The sequence below is a fragment of the Ruegeria sp. YTSC004 genome, from assembly GCF_059609805.1.
This window is the reverse complement of sequence record NZ_JBXWMJ010000006.1, coordinates 82,530-108,160: the sequence shown is the minus strand read 5'-3', so window position 1 is coordinate 108,160 and position 25,631 is coordinate 82,530. Positions and strand designations below refer to the sequence as shown.

Here is a 25,631-nt window from a genome sequence, read left to right as displayed (position 1 = left end):
GGGACGGTGGCCCGATGGGGTTCTATTTTGCACAGCTATTGACTGGATTGGCGAACGCTTCCTCGCTTTTCCTGATCGCATCCGGGCTTTCGATCATCTTCGGCGTCACGCGGATCGTGAACTTTGCGCATGGCTCGTTCTACATGGTCGGCGCTTATCTCGCTTACACACTGGTCACACTCTGGAGTGGCAGCATCCTTGGATTTTGGGTCGGCGTAATTTTGGCGGCAATAATCGTCGGGGTGATCGGCCTGATCATCGAACTCACTATCCTGCGCCGCATTTACCACGCGCCCGAGTTGTTCCAACTGGTCGCAACGTTTGGCGTCGTTTTGATCTTTCAGGATGGCACGCTGGCGATCTGGGGGGCAGAGGACCTGCTGGGTCCGCGCGCACCGGGGTTGGATAGTGCGGTGCGCATCATGGGAGAACCAATTCCCGAATATGACCTCGCCCTGATTGCTATCGGGCCGGTCGTCCTGTTGGCCATCTGGCTGCTGTTTCACAAAACGCGATGGGGTGTTCTGGTGCGTGCTGCAACCCAAGACCGCGAGTTGGTCGGGGCGCTAGGCGTCAACCAAGTCTGGTTGTTTTCAGCGGCCTTCGTTCTGGGGTCATTCCTGGCTGGATTGGGCGGCGCGCTGCAAATCCCGCGCGAGGCAGTATCTCTGCAGATGGACCTGTCGATCATTGGTGAGGCCTTCGTTGTGGTTGTCATCGGTGGTATGGGCAGCGTGTCCGGCGCGTTTGTGGCGGCGGTTCTGATCTCGGTCCTGAACGCATTTGCCATCCTGATCTTCCCGCAGATCTCGATCGTCTTACCCTTCATTATCATGGCGATTGTCCTGATCTTCCGCCCGCATGGTCTGTTTGGCAAACCGGGCAGCGAAAAAGGAGCACCCGAGGAGCCGGACCAACCACTTGCGCTGATGGATCAGAAATCAGCAATGGTGCTGATGGCTGCGCTGTTGGTTTTGGCCCTTAGCCCCTTGTTCACTGCAGATTTCACCTCGGTCCTGATGGTCGATGTGATGGTCGCGACGCTATTTGCCGTATCGCTTCATTTCATGATGGGCGTCGGCGGCATGGTCAGTTTCGGACATGCCGCCTATTTCGGCGTTGGTGCCTATGGTGCCGCGATGGTGGTCAAATTCCTTGGGCTCGGCATGGTCTCGGCAATGCTTTTCGGCCCGGTTTGCGCGGCTATTGCAGCGCTGTTCTTCGGCTGGTTCTGTGTTCGGCTGTCTGGCGTTTACCTTGCCATGTTGACCTTGGCCGCAGCCCAGATCCTATGGGGTGTCACGTTCCAATGGCAGGAATTTACAGGCGGGGATGATGGCATCCTTGGTGTATGGCCTGCGAAATGGGCCAGCTCTGACAAGGTTTATTTTTACATCGCCTTCGTCCTTTGTATTGGCGGAATATGGGCGCTGCGTCGTGTGGCCTTCTCTCCGTTCGGCTATATCCTGCGCGGCATACGCGACAGCCAAACCCGGGCTGAATCGATTGGCATCGATACCCGGTTTCATCAATGGATGGGATTTGTGCTGGCGGGTGGCTTTGCCGGTTTGGCCGGGGTCGTCTTTGCATTCTCCAAGGGCAGCGTCTTTCCTGACAGCCTCGGCATCGCGCTGAGCATCGACGGTCTGATCATGGTTCTTCTGGGTGGCATTCACGCACTGGCGGGTCCGATCCTGGGGGCCGGTGCCTTTGTACTGATCGAAGATTGGGTCACGCGGTTAGACTATTGGCGTTTCATCTTCGGGGCCATCATTCTAATCGTTGTCCTAGTGGCACCTGACGGAATTGCGGGCGGTGTCCAGCGCCTGCTGCGCGGCCTGAAAGGAGGCCGCGCATGACCAACGTTCTCGAAGTCCGCAACCTGTCTAAATCCTTTGGCGGCGTGCAGGCCGTGAAGGGTGTGAATTTCGATCTGAAGGAAGGGGAATTCCTTGCCTTGATCGGTCCCAACGGCGCGGGCAAAACCACATGTTTCAACATGCTGAATGGCTACCTGAAACCGGATGCAGGCTCGGTATCCTTGCGCGGTCAGGCCCTGATCGGCCATCCGCCGCGCAAGATTTGGCGTATGGGCGTTGGTCGAACGTTCCAGATTACGGCAACCTTCCTGTCGATGACCGTTGTGGAAAACGTCCAGATGGCGCTGATCTCGCATCACCGCCGGGTGTTCGACCTGTTTTCCCGCGCGACGCGGATGTATGTGGATGAGGCAATGGCGTTGCTGGAACTTGTTTCGATGCAGGATCAAGCCGGGCGGGCATGTTCGGAACTGGCGTATGGCGATCTGAAAAGGCTGGAACTGGCGATTGCCTTGGCGCATGAACCCGCCCTTCTGCTGATGGACGAACCGACGGCGGGCATGGCACCGTCCGAACGGCTAGCCCTGATGGCGTTGACCGCGGAAATCGTGGCTAAAGGCGGCGTAAGCGTGGTGTTCACCGAACATGACATGGACGTCGTTTTTGCCCATGCTCATCGTATTCTGGTGCTGAACCGGGGTGAGTTGATCGCCGAAGGCACAGGGCCTGAAATCCGCACCAACCCATTGGTCCAAGAGGTATATCTGGGCGGTGGCTCAGTCTTTGAAGCGGAGAGCGCCCATGCTTGATGTCAAAAACCTTGGGGCCTGGTACGGCCGTGCGCAAATCCTCAACGGTGTTTCGCTGAACGTCGGCGAGAACGAGGTGGTTGCGCTGATGGGCCGGAATGGTGCCGGCAAATCGACCACCATGAAGTCCATCATGGGATTGGTGCGGCACATAAATGGCACCATCCGCTATGCCGAACGCGAGATTCAGGGGAATACCCCTCATGCGATCTGTCGCCTTGGCATGGGTTATGTCCCCGAAGACCGTCGGATTTTCGGGGATCTGACCATCGAAGAAAACCTTGAAGTCGGACGCCGCGAACCACGTCCAGATGCACCCGAATGGACACAGGAACACTTGTTCGAGCTGTTTCCAAATCTGGCTGAACGTCGCAAGAACCTGGGCAAACAGCTTTCGGGTGGGGAACAACAGATGCTGACCATTGCCCGCACGTTGATGGGCAATCCCAAGCTGGTCCTGTTGGATGAGCCATCAGAAGGGATTGCCCCGGTCATTGTTGAACAGATGGCCCGCGTGATTGCGGAACTGAAACGAGAGGGGCTGTCGGTGCTGATCAGTGAACAGAACCTGCACTTTGCGCGTATCGTGTCGGACCGGGCTTATATCATCGAAAAAGGCGAAATGCGGTTCGAAGGCAGCTTTACTGACCTCGACGAAAACCCAGAAATTTCAAATACCTATCTTGCCGTATAATACCTTGGTCTTGTGGGAAGGACATGGCTTTGATTATTATAGTACGAACAATTGAATCAGGCAGGAGCCGTCATGACGGAATCGATTGAAAGCTATGCGCTTGACGAGCAGGTCGGCTATCTTTTGCGGCTGGCGAACCAGCGCCACGCGTCGATTTTCCAGTCACACACATTGGACGGCCTGACGCCAACGCAGTTTGCTGCGCTGATCCGTATTGCAGATTTGGGCAAGTGCTCTCAAAACCGGTTGGGGCGGCTGGCGGCAATGGATGTTGCGACAATCAAAGGGGTCGTTGATCGCCTGCGTCAAAAGGGATTTGCGGTTGTCGAACCCGATCCGGACGACAAGCGACGCACACTGATTTCGCTATCCCCCGAAGGCGAGGCCATGGTCGCGCGGATGAAAGATGTCGGTCAACAGATCACCAACGAAACGCTCAAGCCGCTGACGGCCGCTGAACAGCGCAACCTTATCCGTATTCTGCGAAAAATCTCATGATTTGACGGGCCGTTTGGCAGACGCCTTGTCCAACTGCAATTCAGACCGGGAAAACTGGATCGGAGTGCGCAAACCGGGCACGCCCTCCGGGTTGATCTGCATCTGGCGATGCTGAATCTGCGGGTCGCTTAGTGCCTCGTGCACTGAATTGATCGGGCCACCGGGCACGCCATGTTGTTCAAGGGCCGCCAACAGATCAGCCTTGGTCCATTTCAGACAGGAACTCGTCAGCAATTCAGTCAACGCAGCGCGATTTTCCACACGGTCCGCATTGGACATGAATCGGGTATCGTCGATCAACCCCGACAGGCCCAGTATTTCGCACAGGCTTGCATATTGCCGGTCGTTTCCACAGGCGATGATGATGTGCCCATCCGCCACCGGAAACACTTGATAAGGCACGATATTGGGATGGGCGTTACCCAGTCGCGTTGGGCACACACCCGAGGCCAGATAATTCATCGCCTGATTGGCCAGAACGCCCGTCATGCAATCCAGCAGGCTCAGATCCACGTGTTGTCCCTGCCCCGAACGCTCTCGTTCAGCAAGTGCAGCCTGAATGCCGATTACCCCGTAGAGGCCTGTGAAGATATCTGCAAAGGCGACGCCGATCTTTTGCGGCTCTCCCTCCGGGTCGCCTGTCAGGTCCATGATCCCGCTCATACCCTGGATAAGAAAATCATACCCCGCCCGATGGGCATAGGGTCCATCCTGACCGAACCCAGTGACGGATGCGTAAACAAGTCCGGGGTTGATCTGTTTGACGCTATCATAATCCAGGCCATATTTTTTTAACCCGCCAACCTTAAAGTTTTCAATCAGCACATCCGCATCGCGGATCAGGTCCAACAGCTTCGCCCGATCACCCGCATCCCGGAAATCCAATGCGATACTGTCCTTGCCCCGATTGGCCGCGTGGAAATAGGCGGCTGTCTTATCGCCATCGCGCTCGATAAACGGAGGGCCCCATTTTCGCGTATCATCCCCCTCGGGGCTTTCGATCTTCAGCACATCTGCCCCCAGATCAGCCAGTGTCTGCCCAATCCAGGGTCCGGCCAGAATGCGGGCCAGCTCGATCACTTTCAATCCGTGCAAGGGGGTGCTCATTGGTTGAACCTTTCAAAACTCTGCTGCGATCGGCCAACTTGTGTCCGGGATCGAATCCTGCATCTCCCCAACAGCATAAGTCCGATGTTTCGACAACCCGCTTGTCAGTCATGCCACCCTGCCGAAGCGTAGTATTTTCGTTAGTACACTAATTTTTTTCACATTTGGGTCAAGAGTCCGACTCAGGAAAATTTTATTCGTACAGAAACGTATTGACAGGCACGCGCTTCTCACAATACTCATTTGTATACTAACGATTAGGCGCTCCATGACTTACGTCGTCACCGAAAACTGCATCAACTGCAAATTCACCGATTGCGTGGAGGTTTGCCCAGTGGATTGTTTCTACGAAGGGGAAAATACACTGGTCATCCATCCGGACGAATGCATCGACTGCGGCGTGTGTGAACCGGAATGCCCCGCCGACGCAATCCGCCCGGACACCGAGGATGGGATGGAAAAGTGGGTCCAACTAAACGGCAAATACGCAGAGGCTTGGCCCGTCATCACCGAAAAGAAAGACCCGATGCCTGCAGCGGACGACTGGAACGGCAAAGAAGGCAAGCTTGCGCTCTTGTCGGATGCCCCGGCAGAATAGGAGACTAATATGTCGCTGGATTCTACGACCAAAACTGAATTCCCCATTCCGGCGGGCGTGTTCGCCCAAACCGTTACCGAAGTGAAGCATTACACCGACCGGCTGTTCAAATTCCGCATCACCCGCCCGGCTTCCTTCCGGTTTCGGTCAGGTGAGTTTGTGATGATTGGCCTGCCGAACGCGGAAAAACCTGTGTACCGCGCCTATTCCATCGCATCACCCAGTTGGGACGAAGAGATCGAGTTCTATTCCATCAAAGTCCCCGACGGCCCGCTGACCGAACACCTGCAGAAAATTCGCGAAAGTGATACGGTTTTGATGCGCAAAAAGCCCACAGGCACGCTGGTCAATGACGCGCTGTTGCCAGGCAAACGGCTTTGGATGTTTTCGACCGGAACCGGCATTGCGCCCTTTGCATCGCTGATCCGCGACCCCGAAACCTATGAGAAGTTCGACGAAGTAATCCTGACCCATACCTGTCGGGAAAAAGGCGAGCTGGACTATGGCAAAGAATTGGTTGCGGCGCTCAAATCCGATCCGTTGGTGGGCGAGATGGCGCAGAATTTGCGGCACTATTGCACCCTCACGCGTGAGGACTATCCGTTCAAAGGTCGGATCACCGACCTTATGGCATCGGGCAAAGTATTCGATGATTTGGACCTGCCGCCAATCTCACCTGAAACAGATCGCGGAATGATCTGCGGCTCGATGGCGATGCTGCAGGATACCAAGGCCGCGCTGGAAGGGTTCGGTCTGGAAGAGGGCGCGAACAACAAACCTGCAACTTTTGTGGTCGAACGCGCTTTTGTCGATTGACCAACCGGGGCTCTGCCCCGCCCTACACCGGGATCTGGTGAAACGCTCTCACACCAGATCCCGCGTGTCTCGGGACTTACTGATTGTCCCGCTTTCCTGTCTTGTTCAGAAACGCCTCCATCCCGGCCCGCGCTTCGGGTGAGGATTGGGCAATCGCCGCAGCCAGGCTTTCGGTAAAGAAGCCATCACTGGCCGACATGTCATTGATGCGCGTGATCGCCTGCATCATCATGTAGTTTGACAGCGGTGCGTTCTCGATCACGCGCCGGGCCAGCTCCATCGCTTTGTCGAACACGGTTCCGTCCGGCTCAACATAATGTGCCAGCCCCAGTTGCAAACCTTCGTCCGAGCCATAGCGGCGGCCGGTCAGCATCATCTCCATCATCCGGCTGGCCCCAATAATCCGGCCAACACGTACCGTTGCGCCGCCGCCGACAAAGATCGCGCGGCGTCCTTCGGGCAGCTCATAGAACGTATCCTGCTGCGAGACCCGAATATGGGCGGTCATAGCCAGCTCCATCCCACCGCCCAGAACACCACCGTTCATTGCGGCGACGACCGGAACCCGTCCGTATTCGATTTTGTCGAAAATCCGGTGCCACAGGCGGCATTCATGCATCGCCCCTGCGGCGTCGCGCATCGAATGTTCCAACAGGTCCAGCCCGGCACAGAAGTGCTGACCGGAACTGCGGATCACAACTGCGCCGATCTCATCGGGAAGGGTGTCAAAATAATGCTCGATCTCGAACAGCAGCCCGTGATTGATCGCATTGAACTTGGCAGGTCGGTCCAGCGTCAGGATACCAACCGGGCCGTCTGTCTCTGGGGTGATATGTGTATATTCCATTGCAAAGCCTTACTTGGGTTCCAGACGGATCGCGCCGTCCAGACGCACGCATTCACCGTTCAGCATGGTGTTTTCGATCATGTGCCCTGCCAAGCGCGCAAATTCAGCCGGCTGCCCAAGGCGCGACGGAAAGGGAACCTTGGCACCCAGACTGTCCTGAATCTCTTGTGGCAGCAAATCCATCATCGGGGTCGAGAAGATACCCGGTGCAATCGCCATGACCCGAACGCCCGAGCGCGCAAACTCCCGCGCCGCAGGCAAGGTCAGACTGGCCACCCCACCTTTCGAGGCAGAATAAGCCGCCTGCCCGATCTGCCCCTCAAAGGCCGCCGCCGACGCGGTGTTGATGATAATCCCCCGCTCGTTATCCTCAAGCGGTTCATTTTGCATGATCCGCTCAGCCGCCAGGCGCATGACATTAAAGGTGCCAATCAGGTTGATCTGAACCGTTCTGGCGAACCCGTCCAGCGCCGCCGGGCCGTTGCGCCCTACGATCCGCTCGCCATGCGTTACGCCGGCGCAATTGACGACAACACGGGGCAAACCATTGGCGGCAGTTGCCGTGTCCAGCGCCGCAGCAACCTGGGCCTCTTTGGTGACGTCGCAAGGCGCGGCAATTGCCCCCATCTGCTTTGCGGCCTCGTCCAGTTTGTCGCCGGGCAAGTCGAACAGGGCCACTTTCGCCCCGCATGATGCAAGATATTCGGCCGTCGCGAACCCCAACCCCGAAGCACCGCCAGTCACGATTGCGGATGCGTTTTCGATTCTCATTCCATGTCTCCCTGTGTGCCCCGTACGCCATGACGCAACGAAATCAGGCTTCGGTCTTGCGCGATTTCCTGATGCATCATACCCGTTAAGTCAGAACTTAGTGAACGATCAATAATACATTTGCATACTAACAATTTTTTGGATAGCCTGATTTTCAAAATATGCATCATGTCGTGTCCATGACGACCAGATGACAGGGAGAGGAAAGATGAGCATTTCAGCCCGGCAAAGTGAAGACGGTGTTGTGCCTATCCAAAAATTCGCGCCTTCAAAGGTGTTGCGAGAAGACCTAAGCGATGGCGCCTTTGTTTTGCGCAGCCCATACCCGCTGAATGTGGATGTACAGTGCGTTTCTGAATATCTGGAACGCTGGGCGGAAGAAGCACCCGATCGCCTGTTTCTGGCCGAACGTGGGCCAGACGGTGAATGGATCAGCGTCACCTATTCCGAGGCTTTGACGCAAACCCGCTCACTAGCTGCGTTTCTTCTGAACAAGGGACTGGGTAGAGATCGCCCGCTTTTGATTCTGTCAGGCAACTCGGTCCGGCACGGTCTGCTGATGCTGGCTGCTATGCATGTGGGCATTCCGGTAGTGCCGGTTTCTGTCCCTTACTCTCTGTTCGACGAGTCGCTGGCCAAACTGCGCCATATCGTCCGGACCACCAATCCCGGTATGGCCTATGCCGATGATGCCAAGGGCTTTGCCCATGCTTTTGAGTTTCTCGCCTCGGAAGGCATCGAACAGCTGTCGGACGATGGCGCACTGACATTTGAACACGCCCTGGAAGCCACAGCTGACGAACCGGTTGCCCAAGCGCGGGCCGTGATTGACCATGACACGCTGGCCAAGATTCTGTTCACTTCCGGCTCGACCGGGTTGCCCAAGGGCGTGATCGTAACGCAGCGCATGATGTTGGCCACTCAAGAAGCCGTGGTGCAGATTTGGCCGTTTCTGGAAAGCGCCCCACCTGTCGTGGTTGATTGGCTGCCCTGGAACCATACGTTCGGCGGCAATTTCAATTTCAACATGATGCTGCGCAACGGCGGCAGCTTCTATGTTGATGATGGCAAACCCGTGCCGGGTGAAATCGAAAAGACAATTCGCAACGTGCGCGACGTATCGCCCACTCTGTTCTTCAACGTCCCGCGCGGTTTTGACATGCTTTTGCCGGTCCTGCGCGAGGACACAGCCTTTCGCAACGCTTTTTTCAAGCGGCTTGACCTGATCTTTTTCTCTGGTGCGGGGCTACCCGACCATCTTTGGGAAGGTCTGGAACAATTGGGCCTGCAGGAAAGGGGCGAGAAAATCCCGTTTGTAAGCGCCTGGGGCCTGACCGAGGCGATGATGGCCACATGTGTGCACTTCCCCATCGAAAAGGCAGGAGTCATCGGGGTGCCGGGTCCGGGATCCGAGCTGAAGTTTCTGCCCAATGGTGGCAAGCTGGAAATGCGGGTCCGCGGACCGCATGTGACAACAGGTTATCTGAACAACGCCGAAAAAACCGCCGAGGCGTTTGACGAGGAAGGGTACTTCCTGACTGGCGACGCGGGACGCCTGCAAGATCCAGATGACCCATCAAAGGGCATCGTATTCGATGGCCGCATCTCTGAGAATTTCAAACTGATGACCGGCACTTGGGTCGCCGTCGGCAACTTACGCGTTGCATTGCTGCAGGCCCTCAGCCCGATTGCCTCGGATGCCGTCATTACCGGTCATGACCGGACCGAAATTGGTGCGCTGCTGTTCCTGAACGTAGATGAATGCAAAGTCCTGACCGGACGGGGCGACACTTTGGCTGGCTATGCCGACGATCCGGCAATACGCGCCTTTCTCACTGAAAAGCTGGCTGCATACAATGCCGGGCAAACCGGCAGCGCCACACGCGTGAAGCGCGTTCGCATCGAACACGACGCCCCGTCAGTTGAAAAGAACGAGATCACCGACAAAAGCTATATCAATCAACGCCTTGCGCTAGAGCTTCGGGCTGACGCGGTCACTGGCTTGTATGATGGAGCCGCGGATGTGATCGTATCAGGAAAGGCCGCCACATGATCGACTACACCGCCTCTGAAGCCGAGATTGCATTCGTCCTCAAGCATATCGGTCGGCCCGAGCGGCTGCCAGATTGGAGCGACGATCTGGCCGAGGCCGTAATCCCAGCCTTAGGCCGCTTCATCAACACCGAAATTGCCCCTTTAGACATGATCGGCGAGGAACACGGCGCGCGTTTGGAAAATGGCCGGGTGCGGATGCCACCAGGCATGGTTGCCGCCTATAAACGCTATGCCGATGCCGGTTGGCCGGGCCTTTGTGCGCCTGAAGAATTTGGCGGGCAAGAACTGCCACACATTCTGGGCGCGGTTCTGGCGGACATGCTGGCTGGCGCGTGTATTTCCTATGAGATGGTGCTGAGCCTGGCGCAGGGCTGCATTCGAACTCTGAATGCCTCGGGCAATGACGATCAAAAGGCGCGGCTGTTGCCGCCGCTGGTGTCCGGTGAATGGATGGCATCGATGTGCCTGACCGAACCGGATGCGGGGTCAGATCTGGGTCGGATCAAAACAACCGCTACGCCCGATGGTGATGACTACGTGCTCAGCGGAACAAAAATCTTCATTTCGGGCGGTGACCACGACTATACCGACAACGTCTTGCATCTGGTGCTCGCGCGCACCCCGGATGCGGCACCGGGGGTCAGGGGTCTCAGCCTGTTCGCCTGCCCTGCCGTGTTACCCGATGGGACACGTAACCGGGTTCAGACCGTGCGGATCGAAGAAAAGATGGGGGTGCATGCATCACCCACTTGTCAGATGGCGTTCGACGGCGCAAAGGCCGAATTGTTGGGCCATGAAGGCCAAGGTCTGGCCGCCATGTTCACCATGATGAATGCCGAGCGCCTGGATGTGGCCCTGCAGGCCGTGGGCCAGATGGACGTGGCCTTTCAGCGTTCGCGTTTGCATGCCGCAGGTCGGCGCCAGGGAACGACATCAGAAGGCACGGCGCTGATCACCGAACACGGTGACGTTCAGCGGATGTTGCTGGATATCTACGCCTATACGCTGGGATGCCGGGCGATGGTCTATCGCACTTTTGTGGATATGGATTTGGGCGCCGATCAGGGGTTGCTGGATATCCTTACTCCGACCTGCAAGGCCTTTGCGACCGACGCAGTCAACGCGGCCTCAAGCCAAGCGGTACAAATCCACGGCGGCTATGGATTCTGCAAGGAATACCGCGTTGAACAGATCATGCGCGACAGCCGCATCATGGCGATTTACGAAGGCACCAACGGCGTTCTGGCGACCGGAGTGGCCCGCCGCGCGATCCGCGCAAATGGCGGCGCGGCGGCGCAAGCTTTTGCCGATTTGGCCTCAACGGGCCCCAGCTCGGTCGAGCTGGCCGATGCGATCGACGCCTGGAAATCCGCAACCCAAGTCATGCAAAGCTATACGGATATCGGACCGTCGGTCTCGGACTATATGCGGCTGACCGGGCTGGTATATTTTGGTCGCGCCTGGGCGGATCTCGAGGCCGCCGCGGACAATGCCCCCGAGCCCGAATTGTTGCGCGCCACTGCGGCCCATGTCCGGGCGCGCATTCTGCCGGAAGCCGGTTTGCTGCGGCACCGCATCCTTAATCCAGAACCCACGCATTCTGCGGCGATCTTCGCCGCGTGAACATCAAGGACGACACATGACTGACTTTACTCTTCCCGAGGCCAGCCCTCAGGCCGACGCGGCGTTCCGTGCCGGTCTGGCCGCTGGAAAATTTCTGATCCAGCGCTCAAAAACCACCGGTGAATACAACTTCTACCCACGCGCCCTGTCCCCCACCACCGGAGCAGACGATCTGGAATGGGTCGAAGCCTCGGGCCGCGGCACCGTCTTTGCCTCGACCATCATCCGGCGTCCGGCGAAATACGGCGGTGACATCAACAACGTACTAATTGATCTGGACGAAGGTCCTCGCATGTTCAGCCGCATTGTGGACGTGGACAACGAAGCGATCACCATCGGTATGAAAGTGCAGGCCGTTGTCATGACCCCCGACTTCGGACCCAACGCAAAATCCGGCGAAGCCGCCGTGTTCTTCAAGCCCGCGGAATAAGGAATTCAATCATGGCACACGCACTTCGCGGCAAATCCGCTATCGTTGGCAAAGGCTATTGGGGTTTGGGCAAAACGCCCAACACCTCACCAATGGAACTGATCGTCAAAGCCACACAGAACGCGCTGACCGATGCAGGCATGGACCTGTCCGAGATCGACGGCGTCTGTGGCGGCACCTTCTACCACTTCTTCCCCACCCTCTCGATCGCCGAGTATCTGGGCATCAAGCCAACCTGGGCGAACTCGGACATGGTGGGCGGATCGTCCTTCATGTCCTATCTGGTCGAAGCGACCATGGCGATTCAGGCGGGCTTGTGTAAGAACGTGCTGATCTGCTACGGCTCGAACGCGAAATCCGCGCGCGATCTCAATGGGTTGATCGAAACTCCTCAATGGGAACGCGCCTATGAACCAATGGTGCCGGTGCCGGGATATGCCTTCACCGCGCAACGCTATATGCACGAGTTCAACGTACCCAAAGAGCATTTCGGACATGTCGCCATCTCGGCCCGGAAATGGGCTCAGCTGAACCCCGATGCGACAATGCAGGATGACCTGACGATGGAGGAGTATCTGTCCTCGCCCATGGTTGCCGATCCACTGGCGGTTCTGGATTGCTGCCTGATGTCGGATGGCGGTGCCGCGATCATCGTGACCTCGGCCGACCGCGCAAAGGATTTTCAGGAAAAGCCCGCCTATTTCCTTGGGGGCGGCAATGCCATTTCCCACCGCGAGATCAGCCAGGCTGCCACGCTGACCACAACCTGTGCCGCGGAAAGTTCGAAACGCGCGTTCGAGATGGCCGGCGTCACCACCAAAGACGTGGATGTCGTCGAACTTTATGACGCCTTCACCATCAACACGCTGCTGTTCCTCGAGGACATGGGCTTTGTAAAGAAAGGTGAGGCGGGGGCCTTTGTAGCCGATGGCAACATCGCACCTGGTGGCTCGCTGCCAGTAAACACCAATGGCGGCGGGTTAAGTTGCGTACACCCCGGCATGTACGGCCTGTTCTGTCTGATCGAGGCTGCAACCCAAATCCGGGGCGACGGTGGCGATCGTCAGATCGACGATGTAAATGTCGCGATTGCCCATGGCAACGGCGGCACGTTCTCGAACGAGTTCACGACCGTTCTGGGCAGCGAAGCTGCGCTTTAAGTGATCAAAGTGGGGCGCAATTGCGCCCCCAAAGCTTGAGATTTTGCTAATACGATAAAACGCAACCTGCCGAAGACGTACCCTCGGCAAGGGTTATTTAGCGTCTGAAGCAGACAATCCAAGTTCGTTTTGTTGGTAAAGCCCTAAGCCCGACCGCCAATCTGGCGGCCGGGTTTAGGCTTCAAACCTACGTTTCTCGTGTCTTTAAAGTACAGGTACGCGCGCTGCAGGAGGGGTCGAGCGCGACCGTCCGGTACGCATCTTACCATCAATCATAACAGCCCCAACTCCGGGGATGTTGCCGACGGCCATTCCTTCCAAAACGTTCTTACCGTCCGATCCCTCTGGGCGGTCCATGAACACCAGATCGGCTGGACGGCCAGGTGCCACGATCCCTTGTGCAAGACCCCGTCTCTTTGCCACGTTTCCGGTGCCACAGCACCACGCCTGTTCGGCAGGCAATCCGCCAATACTGGCCAACAGAGTTGCCATCCGCAGCATTCCGTTCGGCTGTACGCCGGACCCTGCTGGGGCATCCGTTCCAATCAGGAAATCGGCAAGGCGTCCTTCGGCCAGAGCGCCTTCCAGTGTCACAAGTACCGATTTCTCGTTACCATTGTGTACGGCTTCAAGCGCCCCTTTCGCGTGACGGCAAAGCTCTCGGATTTCATCCTGCGAAATTGAGGTTGGTCCGCCATTGATATGACTGACTACGTCCGGTTGCGCCTCTAGCACATCTGCAGCTCGAACATCGTGAGAGCCCGCAATCGAAGGGCCGCCAGTATGCATAATGGTTTCAATTCCCAATTCCCGACACCAGCCAGTGACGCGTGCCGCGTCGGGGCCTTTGGCTACTGTCCCAAGGCCGATCTCACCAATATGCCGGATACCGGCCGCCTTTATTGCCGCATAGAAGTCGCGATCAAAATCAAGTTCAGGCACTGGCGCTCCCGCCAAAACCTTGGCACCGGACGGGCGGAAATTTGAATAGCAACGTTGTGCCACCATCGCCAATGCCTTGACGCCTTCGGCATCCTTGGGGCGACCGGGCAGATGGACTTCGCCCGCGGAAATAAAGCTTGTGACGCCGCCGTTAACATTCATTTCGATCCAGCCGATCTGGCTTTGGCGTGGGGTCCAATCGCCGAAAACCGGGTGGCAATGGCCATCAATCAGGCCCGGTGCGACCGCACAACCAGAGGCATCGATGATGCGATCCGCATCGCTGGCCTCAAGGCCCACAATCTCTCCGTCTTCGATGAGAAGGCTATCACTGTCCGCAATAGGCGAGTCCAGATCACCGGTCAGAAGCAAACCGATGTTGCGGATTAGTGTGCGACCCTGTTCCGGCGTGTCTTTTGGTGCGTCAGCCATCTGATCCCCCATTTGGCGTGTGATTTCTGGTTCATATTTGGATCAAAAAAAGCACGCCAAGTAACCGTTCGGCCGTCGTGCTTCCTTCAGACATTTTCATTAGTATACAAGTGATATTTAAAGGCCTGTGTCAAGGCCTTCTAGTTGGCGCTACGCCGGGAATGGCTACCCTTGAGCGGCTGATTGACCAGAGCCAACCAATCCTCGCCTGTTAAATAGAAAACTGGATTACCGAAGCCGCAGTTTAGTACCGCGGCTTGGGGGTTGTTGGCCCTTTTTGCCCCGGTTCAGGAAAACGCTTTGATGACTTTGGCGTAGTTGTCCAGCATCTCAAGCTCTTCATCCTGCGTGAAGTATCCGACGTGATGCCAGACGACGAATTCTTCGGTCCCGTATTTCTCTTTCAATGCACCAACCTGATCAATCACCTGGTCTACGGTGCCTTTCCAGACGCGTCCCATCGGCACATGATATGGCGGGGCATTATAAGCGAAATTGAACAGTTCCTCAAAATCGCGATAGTGCCGTTCGGCCTGCGCGTCGGTCGATCCGATGGCCAAATGCCCGCCCAAAACCAGGGCGTTTCCAACCGTCAGATCGGTATGGCCATGGTGGTGCGCTTCTTCCAGATAGATCGGCATCGTCATATCCATGAACTCATCCTTGGACACAAAAGACACCAGCTTGGCGCCTTCCTTGGCCCAGAACTTCGCCGTCTCCATCGACCACGAAAACGGCACGTAAAGCGGTGGAAAATCCCGTCCATCGGTCCGCTTACGCGGGCGCGGAACAATACCCATTTTGCGCAACGTGCCATTATCGTCCACCGCGCCTTCGCCGCCATACTTTGCGGTCGGGGGGAAGGGCCATGTGATGTTGTCGGCAGGGACGTTCCAAAACTCGCCATGATGACTGAAGGTTTCGTTGGTCCAGGCCTTTTTGACCACGGCCCAACTTTCCTCCATCAATCGACGGTTTCGGGCATCTTCCTTGGATCGGTCAGATTGGGTTGTTTTGATATCAAGATGCTGCGCCAGTGTATTCAGCCAGCGCGGCGTGTTGCCTCGAACAAACCCACAGAACAATCGGCCACCGGACATGTGATCGATCATTGCCAGATCCTCGGCCAGACGCATCGGGTGATGCGCCGTCAGCGCCATACCCACCTGCCCCACCATCAGATTCCTGGTGTTTGCAGCGATGTGCATGTTCCACAAAAGCGGATTGGTCGTGGTTTCGATTCCTTCCACCTGAAAGTGATGCTCGGTCATGCAAAACCCGGCATACCCGCTTTCGTCGGCAAACTTCATCTGCTCGGTTGTCCGCTCCAACAGCGTTTCATACCGATCCGGGTCCGAGCCGGGCAAAACGACATCTTCGCCCTTTGAACGCATGTAGGGTTGCACAAGGATATGGGTCTTCATGGTATTACCTGAATTTAGTGATCGTTAACTAAATACTATTCCCTGACCTCTCAGCGGAACTTGATTTGGGTCAAGAAACGCAAAAGGGCGCCCTGTTTCCAGAACGCCCTTTAGAACCGCTGTCTGTGAAGAAGGAGGAGTTACAGACAGCGATCAGCCCGACATACAACGCCGGGCTCACCGGCCTGCATGATCAATTCGTGACTGACAGCGCGGGGCAATGCCCGCGCCATAAAGGCGCGCGCTGCATCCACCCGATCCGCATAGTATTCTGTCGATTGAGAACCTGCTGCAGCGGTGGCCACCCGTGCAATCCGGGCGGACATCAAGGCCGATACGCTCAACGCCACGATTTCCAGATAGTCGCACGCACCGGACAACACGTCACCTTGCGCCGTGCCCAGTACCCAATCTGTCGAACGCCCAAGCCGGGATGCCGCATCGCGCAAGTTATTCTCTAAGTCAGAGAGGTCGTCGCCCAGTTTGCCCGCCTCGTCCAGCATATCGGCCACCAGACCCTTGATGACGGCACCATTGTCGCCGCGCACCTTACGCATAACCAGATCGCGGGCCTGAACGGCATTGGTACCTTCGTAGATTTCAGTGATCCGCACATCACGCACCAGCTGTTCGACGCCGTAATCCTTGATGAACCCATGCCCGCCATGCATCTGCACAGCCTCATTCGCCATTCGCGATCCCATGTCCGAAAGGTAAGACTTGATGACCGGCGTCAGTAGCGAAAGGCGCGCGTCTGCCGCTTTGCGCTGCTCGGACGTAGCGGCACGATGAGCTTCGTCCAACAGGCCCGCTCCAAAATAGGCCAGCGCACGGGCAGCGTCCATTTCGCCCTGGGCGGTCAGCAGACGGCGGCGTACGTCCGCATGGGCAATCAGCGGATCCGCAGGACCGTCCGGGTTCAACGGTTCCCCGTCCGCGCGACCCTGAAGACGTTCGTGGGCATATTTCGACGCGGTTTGCACAGCGGCCTCAGCCACGCCCAACCCCTGCAAGCCGACCGACAGGCGCGCGGCGTTCATCATTACGAACATCGCGGCCAGGCCTTTACCCTCGTCACCGACGATCCAGGCCTTGGTGTCTTCAAACGAAATCGCGCAGGTGGGTGATCCGTGGATACCCATCTTGTTCTCGATCCCGGCAATGGTGATCGTGTTTTGCTGGTCCGTCGTGTTGTTGTCCGCATCCAGCATGTATTTTGGTGCCAAAAACAGTGACAGTCCACGCGGTCCGGGCTGAGCGCCCTCGACCCGCGCCAGGATCAGATGGGCGACATTTTCCGACATGTCGTGGTCGCCCCAGGTGATGAAGATCTTGTTACCGGTGATGGCATAAGATCCGTCATCATTTCGCACGGCCTTGGTGCGGATCAGGCCCAGATCGGTGCCGCAATGCGGCTCGGTCAGGTTCATGGTTCCGGCCCAGTTGCCGGACGTCAGCTGAGGGCAATAGACCGCCTTTTGTTCGTCCGATCCATAGGCCATCAGCGCTTCGACAACGCCGAAGTTCAGTTCGTGGATCAGGGCAAAAGCTAGATTGGTTCCGGCCATCCCTTCACGCAGGGCGGCATGCAGGACGAAGGGCAGTTGTTGGCCACCATATTCTTCTTCCAGTGCCAGCGCGTTCCAGCCGTCTTCGCAGAATACCTTATAGGCATCACTAAACCCGGGGGCGGCATAGACCTGACCGTTTTCCAGCCGCGCGCCCGGGCTGTCGCCCGTTTCGTTGCAAGTGGCGAGGTTGTCGCGCACAAAGCCGTTGATCGCGTCAACGACCGCAAAGAACGTATCTTTGTCGCAATGCTCATACCCAGGCAGTGCCAGCGTTTTGTCGAGGTCAAGAACCTCGTCCAACAGAAAAGTAATGTCCCGCTGCGGGAGTTGATAGTCCATACCTATGATCCCTCAGTTTTTGAGCGGCTTGCCGGTCGTCATGGTGTGGCGCATTCGTTCGATTGTCTTATCCTTTCGGATCAGGCGCATCATGCCTTCGGCTTCCAGCCTGTGCAGCGCTTCTTCATCCAGAACGCCGCCCTCACCCCCGGCCAGTACGTGCGCCGTTTCACGCGCAATCTCGACCGCGTAGGGCGCGTCTGGCATAGCCTCGGCCAGTGCGGCCAGTTTGAGCTCCAGCGCGGCATTGATAGCGGCGGCATCCAGTGTGATCTCGGCCTTGGGCGCGGGTTTGTACCCGTCAGCCAGCGCCAGAGCCGCCGCCTTGGCCTCGGCCAGAAGGCGGTCGCGGTTCATGACAACGCCGTCCGTCGCGCGCAGATAGCCCGCGTGTTGCGCCATCGGGGCAGAGCCGGTCATCAGCGCCACAGAAATCACATCGAACGCAGCCTCGGCCCCTTGGACCGGATCACCCAACTCCGCCGCCTTGAGCAGCAACAGGGCTGTGGTTCCGCCCCACGCAGGCAGCAGGCCAACATTGGCCTCGACCAACCCGATATTGCTTTCCAAAGCGGCCATGACCCGATCCGAGTGCATTAGGATTTCGCAGCCGCCACCAAGGGCCAGACCACAGGCGGCCGAGACAACCGGGAACGGCGCGTATTTAATCTTGCGCATCGTGGCCTGACCGATGGCTAGTTGCCCTTCGACCAGATCCAATTCCCCCGCATCAGCACGATCCAGCGCTTTTTTTAGGTTCGCGCCCACAGAAAAGTGGTTGCCGTCCGACCCGATGACCATCGCTTTGAAGTCTCGGCCTACAACGTCCAGTGCTTCGCTCACACCTGTCATCACCTGATCATCCAAAGCCGCATTAAGTGCCGTGATCGTCAGCAGAGCGACACCATCACCCATATCGCGCAGCACAATGGCCTCGGTCTGGAACACCGGAGCATCCGTCAGGTCAGATGCAAAGATCACCCCGGGCCCACGCGGCACGTCCGCCTGTTCGCCCGAAGGCAACAGCACCTTACGGTCACGGCCCTGGCCTGAATAAATCCCGCCGCGTTCAGCGGCCAGCGCCAGCAAGGGCGGCACGTCCTGACCCTCGGCCTTCAAGCGAGCCACAATCTTGTCCGCACCAATCTTGTCGATCAGCTTGAATGGGCCCATACGCCAATTGTATCCCAGCTCCATCGCTGCATCGATATCCGCCGGGTTGGCGGTAATCTCGGGCACGCAGTATGCTGCGTAAGACAAAGTCGGCCCCATTACGGCCCAGGCAAAATCAGCCAACCGATCACCGGCCTGATCAATGAAGTCGACACCAAAGCTTTTGGCAAACTCCGGACCCTTGGCCTGCGCACGATACTCTAGCGTTGCCAGATCAACGGCTTCGGCGACTGGTTTGCCATTTTCGTCCTTGGATCTGCGATAGAAACCCGAACCGACCTTGCGACCAGCAAGGCCCTTGGCGGCCATCTGATCGAACAGCTCCAGACCGTCGGTGTGGAATTGCTGCGGATCATCAGCCTCAAGCAGATTGCGCATAGACAGGCGCGATTTGCCCATCAGGTCGATACCGATCAGGTCCATCAACGCGAATACACCCGTTCCGGGCACGCCGAAGGGACGGGCCAGCACTGTATCAGCCTCTTCAACTGTGATGCCACGCGCCACAGCCTCGCGGGCAGCGGCGTTCATCCACAGCCCGCCCAGACGGTTGGCGATGAAACCGGGGCGGTCGTTGCAGGGCACGACGGTTTTGCCGAGGCGTTCATCGCTGAACGCACGCGCACGTTCCGCAGCAGCCGGATCTGTGTCCGGTCCGGTCACAAGCTCAATCAGGCGCATATAGCGCGGCGGGTTGAAGAAATGCACGATGATGAACCGCTTGCGCAGGCTTTCATCCATCTGGCTGACCAGATCGGCCAGCGGAATGGTCGAGGTGTTCGAGCTCAGCAGCGCGTCCTCGCGAAGGTAGGGTGCAATTTTCGCATAGAGCGCGTGTTTGATGGCGAGGTCTTCCAGAACAACCTCAACCACCCAATCACAGGTCGAAAGCTGATCCAGATCATCATCCAGATTGCCCGCTGTCAGTCGGGCCGCATAGGCCGGATCGGCCAGTTGCGGCGCGCGGCCCTTGGTCATGCGTGCAATGGCACCTTTAGCCAACATCGAGCGGTCTTCGGCATCCTTTGGTACGATGTCCAGCAAAACGACTTCGGCACCGGCATTGGCGAAATGGGCGGCAATGCCTGCCCCCATCACGCCCGAGCCGATGACAGCAACTTTGTTGATCGCAGTCATTTAGAGAACCTCGAACAGACCAGAAGCACCCATACCGCCGCCGATGCACATGGTGGCAACGATGTACTTCGCACCGCGTTTCTTACCCTCGATCAGCGCGTGACCAACCATACGCGTGCCCGACATGCCATAGGGGTGACCCACGGAAATCGCACCGCCATCGACATTCAGGATCTCATTCGGGATGCCCAGCTTGTCACGGCAATACAAGGCTTGCGATGCAAAGGCCTCATTCAATTCCCACAGGCCGATATCATCCATCTTGAGGCCATTGCGTTCCAGCAATTTCGGCACTGCAAACACCGGGCCGATCCCCATCTCATCGGGCTCACAACCCGCGACGACGTAACCCATATAGCGACCCAACGGCTCGAGCCCGCGCTTTTCGGCCAGCTTCTCTTCCATCACAACCTGCGCCGAGCCACCGTCGGACAGTTGCGAGGCGTTACCGGCCGTAATCCACTTGTCCTCACCCATCACTGGAGTGAGACCCTGCAGGCTTTCCAGCGTGGTCGAAGGACGGTTGCACTCGTCCTGCGACAGCGTGACCTCTTCATAGGTGATCTCGCCGGTTTCCTTATTCTTGTTCGCCTTGGTGACCGTGATTGGCACGATTTCATCGTCAAATTTGCCCGCAGCCTGCGCCGCGGCGGTGCGCTGCTGCGATTGCAAGGCAAATGCATCCTGCGCCTCGCGGGTGATGCCATAGCGTTCGGCTACAGTATCGGCGGTCGCGATCATCGGATCGTAGAACCCACGAATGTTCTGCGCGATCCAGTCCTCTTTCAGGCGATAGGTGTTATCGCGACCCATCACCAGCGAGATGCTTTCGGCACCGCCACCGACAACCACATCGCAGCCATCGACCATGACCCGCGAGCAGGCGCGTGTCAGCGCCTCAAGACCCGAGGAGCAGAACCGGTTGATGGTTTGGCCCGATGCGGTCACGGGCAGACCGGCGCGCATGGCGACCTGACGGCCAAGATTGCCGCCATTTGCACCTTCGGGGACGGCATTGCCAATGATCACATCCTCAATTTCGGACGGGTCAACACCGGCGCGTTTGACCGCCTCGGCGACAGCATGGCCACCATAAACGGCGGGGTGAGTGTCGTTGAAAGCACCGCGAAAGGCTTTGCCAATTGCAGTACGGGCGGTTGAGACGATTACAGCAGAACGCATTAGATTGATCCTTGAAGGAAGTATTAGATGTCAGTGGGCAGCTTGTAGTCGGCGTATTGCTCACGCAGATGCAGCTTTGAAACTTTGCCGGTCGCGGTGTGCGGAAGCTCGGCCTGGAACACTACGTCGTCGGGCGTCCACCACTTGGCGATCTGACCGTCATACAGTGCCAGAATGTCCTCGCGGCTGACATCTGATCCTTCACGCTTGACAGCAACGATCAGCGGGCGCTCATCCCATTTGCGGTGCTTGGCGGCGATACAGGCGGCCTCCAGAATGTCCGGGTGGCTCATCGCAATGTTTTCCAGATCGATCGAGGAAATCCACTCGCCGCCCGATTTGACGACGTCCTTGGTTCGGTCGGTCAGGCGCAGATAGCCTTTCGGGTCGATCGCCGCCACATCACCGGTGATGAACCAACCGTCCTCGGTAAAGGCATCGGCACCGGCCCCACCCCAATAGCTTTCGGCAACCCAGTGGCCACGCACTTGCAACATGCCAGAGGCGACGCCGTCATGTGGCAGCAACGCGCCTTCGTCATTAACGATACGCATCTCGACGCCGTAAAGCGCGCGGCCCTGTTTGGTCTTCAACGCAAGACGGTCGTCGATTGGCAGTTTATCCTCGCCCCATTTGGGCACCGAAAGCGTGCCGACTGGGCTCAGCTCGGTCATGCCCCAGCCATGCACCACGTCGATACCGTGGCCTTTTTCGATCTGCTCGATCAGTGACAGAGGTGCTGCTGAACCTCCCATCATCGCACGTTTGACTGTTTTTAACGTGGTGCCCTGTTGATCCAGATATTCGAACAAACCTAGCCAGACCGTCGGCACACCCGAGATCATCGTGACCTCTTCATCGTCCATAAGTTCGCGCAGGGGGGCTGGATCCATGCCCGGTCCGGGCATTACCAGTTTGGTGCCGTTCATCAGGGCCGCATAGGGAATACCCCAGGCACAGGCGTGGAACATCGGCACCACGGGCAAAGTGGCATCACGCGAGCTGAGCGCCAGCCAGTCGCCACCGGACACGCCCATGGCGTGCAACACGGTCCCGCGATGGGAATACAAAACGCCTTTGGGATTGCCAGTTGTGCCAGATGTGTAGCACAGCGCCATGGCCGCGTTCTCATCCAGTTCGGGCCAGTCATAAACCTCGGGCTTGCCCGCGATAAGGGATTCGTAGTCACTGACCGGGGTGTTCATCTGCGGCACCTGGTCCGGGCCAGTCAGACTGAACCAGGCCTGAACGCTGGGGCAGCGGGCCGAGACAGCATCGATCAGCGGCGCAAAAGTCGTGTCGAAGAACATATGCGTGTCTTCGGCGTCGTTGATAATAAACGCGATCTGATCGGGATGCAGGCGCGGATTGATCGTGTGGCAAATCGCACCGATGCAAGCCAATGCATAATAGAGTTCCAGATGCCGATTGTTGTTCCAGGCCAGCGTCGCGACGCGGTCACCCGGCCCCACACCCAGTTCGGTCAAAGCGTGCGCCAGTTGTTGGGTCCGTCGCCCCATATCCGCAAAGCTGTACCGATCAATCGTCATGTCCGAGTTGCGCCAGACAATCTCCGCCTCGGGATGCGCACGCATGCCATGACGGAAAATGCTGGTCACCGTCAGTGGCATCGTCATGATCTGACCGGGAATCGTCGTTTTTTCTGCGCTCATTATTTTGCCTCTCAATGTGGTTCTCTGCATCTGCGTCCGTCACAGAGGCGCAGGCGGCATTTCCCCGATGTCCTGTTCGATCCGCCACGACATTTGCAAAACGCCCAGATCGTCAAAGCGGCGTCCGACCAGTTGCATACCGATCGGTAGCCCGTTGCGGTCTGGTCCGACCGGAATACTGGATGCCGGTTGCTCAGTGAGGTTGAACAGGAAGGTATTAGCCCAGCTTTCGAACGGCTTATCGGGGTCTGATCCTGGCAGTTCGGCAGCAAAGGCTGTGTCCGGTGTCGATGGCAGCAGGACAAAATCATGGCCGTCAATCAGCGCCAACGCACGTTCGCGCAACGCCTGTGTGTGGTCGAAATTTCGCTGATGCTCAACAGCAGACAAAACGCGAGCATCGTTGGTCCAATCGCGAATATAGGGCGTTTTCGCCTGTTCGGCATCGGGTTGGCGCATCAGTTCGGACAGGGTACGTATTTTATAGAACGCCTCGGCGGGTTCCCAGTCTGTTCGGCTGAACGGTGCGGTTTCAAGATAGGTGATCTGAACACCCATATCCCGCAGAACTTGCGCCGTCCGTTCCAGCGCTGCCTGAACATCTTCCGCCACCGGTTCGCCCAAGCCCAGCTCTGGGATAACTAGAACCGACATGCCTTTGCGGTCGCCGCGCGTCAGGCGCGAGACATAGTTCACGCCGTCCCGCGCCAAAGCCGCGAAATCGCGCGTATCCTCTCCGGTCAGAACATTCATATGCAGCGCGACGTCGCCAAAATTGCGGGCCAACGGCCCCGCTGTGATCGCCGGGCTGTTGCAGACGTAATAGGGCACACGCCCCTGGCTGGGTTTCAGCCCGGCCAGGCCGCAATACGAGGCCGGCAGGCGAATGGATCCCACGATGTCGGTGCCAATCGAAACCGGCTCGATCCCGGCGGCAACACTGGCCGACGTGCCCGAAGATGATGCGCCTGTTGTGCGCGATACATCCCATGGATTGCGGGTAACTCCGTGCTTTGAGCTCACTCCGCCTGCAAGAATGCCATAATCACACATGGTATTCTTGCCCAGGATCACGGAACCGGCCTCACGCATGCGTGCTACCGTGGGATGATCGGTTGTGCTGACCGATGCCTCACCCGCCGCCGAGCCGCGATATGCGGGCATACCGATGCAATCCATTGCGTCCTTGACTGTTGTCGGCACGCCATCCAGCGGCCCCATTGGTATGTTGTCGTGCCAACGTTTCTCGGACGCCCATGCGGCTTCAAGCGCGCCCTCGGCATCCACGTGGTAAATCGCATTGATCCTAGGATTAACCGACTCAATACGGGCCAGCGCTGCCTGCGTGACCTCGACCGGAGACAGTTCCAGCCGAGCAAAGGCCTGCACCATGGCACGCGCCGAAAGTTGGGAATAGGGGGCGGTCATTCGGGGGCTCGATCAGATAAAGGGGATCAGTCTTCGGTGCGCTGGACGTAATAGACCTTGGCCGCAATCTTCCAGCCCTCGCCGGTGCGGACCAGCGATAGGTAGTCGATGAAGTATCGCGGCTGCACGGCGCAGTCGATCTTGACAAAGGCCGTGTTTGGCCCTGATTGATCGATCGAGATCGTGTGACCATAGACCGGATAGCCTTTGGATTTTGGGCTTTCGCGACCGCCGATGACCTCTTTGTACTTCTCAAGCGTCATGTGGACATAGCTGCCATCCTCGTTGGCGCAGCAAAGATCACATTCTGGCAGAAACATCTGGTCGGTCTTGCTGATGTCTCCGTCATGCAGGTTTTCGATATACGCTTGCATCAGGGTTTCGATCTCGGCGAATGCGGTCATAGGATATCCTCGGTCATGAGTGTCTTGAAACGCAGGTGGTGTTGGCTGTCAGGCGGCCTTGTCTGCAAGCAGGTCCTGACGATACCGTTTGAGGTCTTCGATCGTGCCGACCTTAAGGCCGTGCCGGGCCCCAAATTCCAGCAGATCCGGCAGGCGCGCCATTTCACCGTCATTATTCATGATTTCGCAGATCACGCCGGCATCCCCCTGCCCGGACAGGCGGGCCAGATCAACTGCGGCTTCGGTGTGGCCTTCGCGTTCCAGCACACCGTGCGGTCTCGCCACCAATGGAAACAGATGCCCGGGCGAAACCAGATCGACCGAAGAGCCGCTGTCGGATGCCAAAAGTGCAATGGTCCGCGCCCGGTCGCTGGCGGAAATGCCGGTGGTCGTGCCTTCTTTCGCATCCACCGAAATGGTGAACGCCGTATGATGTGGATCCGTGTTCAACGCTGTCATCGGTCCAAGACTGAACTGCTCGGCCCGTTCGGGCGGAATGGCCATGCAGATCAAACCCCGACCAAAGCGTGCCATGAAATTTACCGCGGCCGCATCCGCGCAGGCGGCGGGGATCACCAGATCGCCCTCATTCTCGCGGTTTTCATCGTCGACAAGAATTACCATACGGCCTTGTTCGCAATCCGTAATGATCTCTTCGATGGGCGACAGCTGATAAACTTCATGCAGATCGAACACGG

At 57.7% G+C, this 25,631-nt stretch carries 22 protein-coding genes; 10 read left to right on the top strand and 12 right to left on the bottom strand.

All coding sequences use genetic code 11. The annotated features are described in order from the left end of the window. Window positions 1-47 precede the first annotated feature (47 nt). The 4 genes from AC2FFP_RS12480 (at window position 48) to AC2FFP_RS12465 (ending at window position 3,821) form a co-directional block, all read left to right on the top strand. A complete protein-coding gene (locus AC2FFP_RS12480; RefSeq protein WP_496881102.1) occupies window positions 48-1,859 on the top strand; it encodes an ABC transporter permease in 1,812 nt (603 codons plus the stop codon). Then, window positions 1,856-2,629 carry an ABC transporter ATP-binding protein gene (locus AC2FFP_RS12475; RefSeq protein ID WP_496766268.1) on the top strand — a complete coding sequence of 258 codons (774 nt, stop codon included), beginning with the start codon at window positions 1,856-1,858 and terminating at the stop codon, window positions 2,627-2,629. The genes AC2FFP_RS12480 and AC2FFP_RS12475 overlap by 4 nt, the downstream gene beginning before the upstream one ends. After that, window positions 2,622-3,323, top strand: a complete 702-nt coding sequence (locus tag AC2FFP_RS12470; protein ID WP_496766266.1) for an ABC transporter ATP-binding protein — start codon at window positions 2,622-2,624, stop codon at window positions 3,321-3,323. Before AC2FFP_RS12475 ends, AC2FFP_RS12470 begins: the two co-directional genes overlap by 8 nt. 72 nt (window positions 3,324-3,395) lie before the next feature. Continuing rightward, window positions 3,396-3,821: a MarR family winged helix-turn-helix transcriptional regulator gene (locus AC2FFP_RS12465; protein ID WP_108859585.1), complete on the top strand. Its 426-nt coding sequence runs from the start codon at window positions 3,396-3,398 to the stop codon at window positions 3,819-3,821. Here AC2FFP_RS12465 and AC2FFP_RS12460 read toward each other — a convergent pair. Continuing rightward, window positions 3,816-4,928 (bottom strand): CaiB/BaiF CoA transferase family protein, encoded by a 1,113-nt coding sequence (locus tag AC2FFP_RS12460; protein WP_496766264.1) that lies wholly within the window; start codon window positions 4,926-4,928, stop codon window positions 3,816-3,818. The two genes, AC2FFP_RS12465 and AC2FFP_RS12460, sit on opposite strands and share 6 nt — an antisense overlap. Window positions 4,929-5,196: 268 nt before the next feature. Between AC2FFP_RS12460 and fdxA the strand changes: the two genes are divergently transcribed. Further along, complete coding sequence (fdxA, locus tag AC2FFP_RS12455) at window positions 5,197-5,526, top strand: ferredoxin FdxA (protein ID WP_282169614.1); 330 nt, start codon at window positions 5,197-5,199, stop codon at window positions 5,524-5,526. Between the two features lie 9 nt (window positions 5,527-5,535). Beyond that, the gene (locus AC2FFP_RS12450; RefSeq protein WP_109311145.1) at window positions 5,536-6,342 is read left to right on the top strand and encodes a ferredoxin--NADP reductase; all 807 of its coding nucleotides are present in this window, start codon (window positions 5,536-5,538) and stop codon (window positions 6,340-6,342) included. Window positions 6,343-6,418: 76 nt separating this feature from the next. Here AC2FFP_RS12450 and AC2FFP_RS12445 read toward each other — a convergent pair whose 3' ends face one another. Continuing rightward, window positions 6,419-7,189, bottom strand: a complete 771-nt coding sequence (locus tag AC2FFP_RS12445) for a crotonase/enoyl-CoA hydratase family protein (RefSeq protein ID WP_496766260.1) — start codon at window positions 7,187-7,189, stop codon at window positions 6,419-6,421. 9 nt (window positions 7,190-7,198) lie between these two features. After that, on the bottom strand, window positions 7,199-7,960 hold the full coding sequence (locus tag AC2FFP_RS12440) for an SDR family NAD(P)-dependent oxidoreductase (RefSeq protein ID WP_496766258.1): 762 nt from the start codon (window positions 7,958-7,960) through the stop codon (window positions 7,199-7,201). A gap of 208 nt (window positions 7,961-8,168) precedes the next feature. On the opposite strand from AC2FFP_RS12440, the gene AC2FFP_RS12435 reads away from it, so the two are divergent. Genes AC2FFP_RS12435 through AC2FFP_RS12420 form a run of 4 tightly spaced genes read left to right on the top strand, consistent with a single transcriptional unit; the run spans window position 8,169 to window position 13,228 of the window. Next, window positions 8,169-10,013 carry a feruloyl-CoA synthase gene (locus AC2FFP_RS12435; RefSeq protein WP_496881101.1) on the top strand — a complete coding sequence of 615 codons (1,845 nt, stop codon included), beginning with the start codon at window positions 8,169-8,171 and terminating at the stop codon, window positions 10,011-10,013. After that, window positions 10,010-11,638: an acyl-CoA dehydrogenase family protein gene (locus AC2FFP_RS12430; protein ID WP_496881100.1), complete on the top strand. Its 1,629-nt coding sequence runs from the start codon at window positions 10,010-10,012 to the stop codon at window positions 11,636-11,638. Before AC2FFP_RS12435 ends, AC2FFP_RS12430 begins: the two co-directional genes overlap by 4 nt. Window positions 11,639-11,654: 16 nt before the next feature. Further along, window positions 11,655-12,068 (top strand): Zn-ribbon domain-containing OB-fold protein, encoded by a 414-nt coding sequence (locus AC2FFP_RS12425; protein WP_496706163.1) that lies wholly within the window; start codon window positions 11,655-11,657, stop codon window positions 12,066-12,068. Between the two features lie 11 nt (window positions 12,069-12,079). After that, a complete protein-coding gene (locus AC2FFP_RS12420) occupies window positions 12,080-13,228 on the top strand; it encodes an acetyl-CoA acetyltransferase (protein ID WP_496844302.1) in 1,149 nt (382 codons plus the stop codon). 204 nt (window positions 13,229-13,432) lie between these two features. Here AC2FFP_RS12420 and AC2FFP_RS12415 read toward each other — a convergent pair whose 3' ends face one another. From AC2FFP_RS12415 to ribB, 9 genes are all read right to left on the bottom strand, one after another. Further along, window positions 13,433-14,602 (bottom strand): amidohydrolase family protein, encoded by a 1,170-nt coding sequence (locus AC2FFP_RS12415; protein WP_496766248.1) that lies wholly within the window; start codon window positions 14,600-14,602, stop codon window positions 13,433-13,435. Between the two features lie 287 nt (window positions 14,603-14,889). Further along, window positions 14,890-16,026, bottom strand: coding sequence for an LLM class flavin-dependent oxidoreductase (locus AC2FFP_RS12410; protein ID WP_496881099.1), 1,137 nt, complete (start codon window positions 16,024-16,026; stop codon window positions 14,890-14,892). Between the two features lie 140 nt (window positions 16,027-16,166). Further along, window positions 16,167-17,936 carry an acyl-CoA dehydrogenase family protein gene (locus AC2FFP_RS12405; RefSeq protein ID WP_496881098.1) on the bottom strand — a complete coding sequence of 590 codons (1,770 nt, stop codon included), beginning with the start codon at window positions 17,934-17,936 and terminating at the stop codon, window positions 16,167-16,169. A 12-nt stretch (window positions 17,937-17,948) separates the two neighbouring features. Continuing rightward, window positions 17,949-20,246 (bottom strand): 3-hydroxyacyl-CoA dehydrogenase/enoyl-CoA hydratase family protein, encoded by a 2,298-nt coding sequence (locus tag AC2FFP_RS12400; RefSeq protein WP_496844298.1) that lies wholly within the window; start codon window positions 20,244-20,246, stop codon window positions 17,949-17,951. Next, window positions 20,247-21,428 (bottom strand): acetyl-CoA C-acyltransferase, encoded by a 1,182-nt coding sequence (locus AC2FFP_RS12395; RefSeq protein WP_496766239.1) that lies wholly within the window; start codon window positions 21,426-21,428, stop codon window positions 20,247-20,249. Between the two features lie 23 nt (window positions 21,429-21,451). Continuing rightward, window positions 21,452-23,101, bottom strand: a complete 1,650-nt coding sequence (locus tag AC2FFP_RS12390; protein WP_496881097.1) for a long-chain-fatty-acid--CoA ligase — start codon at window positions 23,099-23,101, stop codon at window positions 21,452-21,454. Between the two features lie 39 nt (window positions 23,102-23,140). Then, window positions 23,141-24,529, bottom strand: a complete 1,389-nt coding sequence (locus AC2FFP_RS12385; protein WP_496766235.1) for an amidase family protein — start codon at window positions 24,527-24,529, stop codon at window positions 23,141-23,143. A gap of 26 nt (window positions 24,530-24,555) precedes the next feature. Then, window positions 24,556-24,933, bottom strand: a complete 378-nt coding sequence (locus AC2FFP_RS12380) for a nuclear transport factor 2 family protein (RefSeq protein ID WP_496766233.1) — start codon at window positions 24,931-24,933, stop codon at window positions 24,556-24,558. A 48-nt stretch (window positions 24,934-24,981) separates the two neighbouring features. Then, window positions 24,982-25,629, bottom strand: coding sequence for a 3,4-dihydroxy-2-butanone-4-phosphate synthase (ribB, locus tag AC2FFP_RS12375; protein WP_496766231.1), 648 nt, complete (start codon window positions 25,627-25,629; stop codon window positions 24,982-24,984). Between the last annotated feature and the right edge of the window lie 2 nt (window positions 25,630-25,631).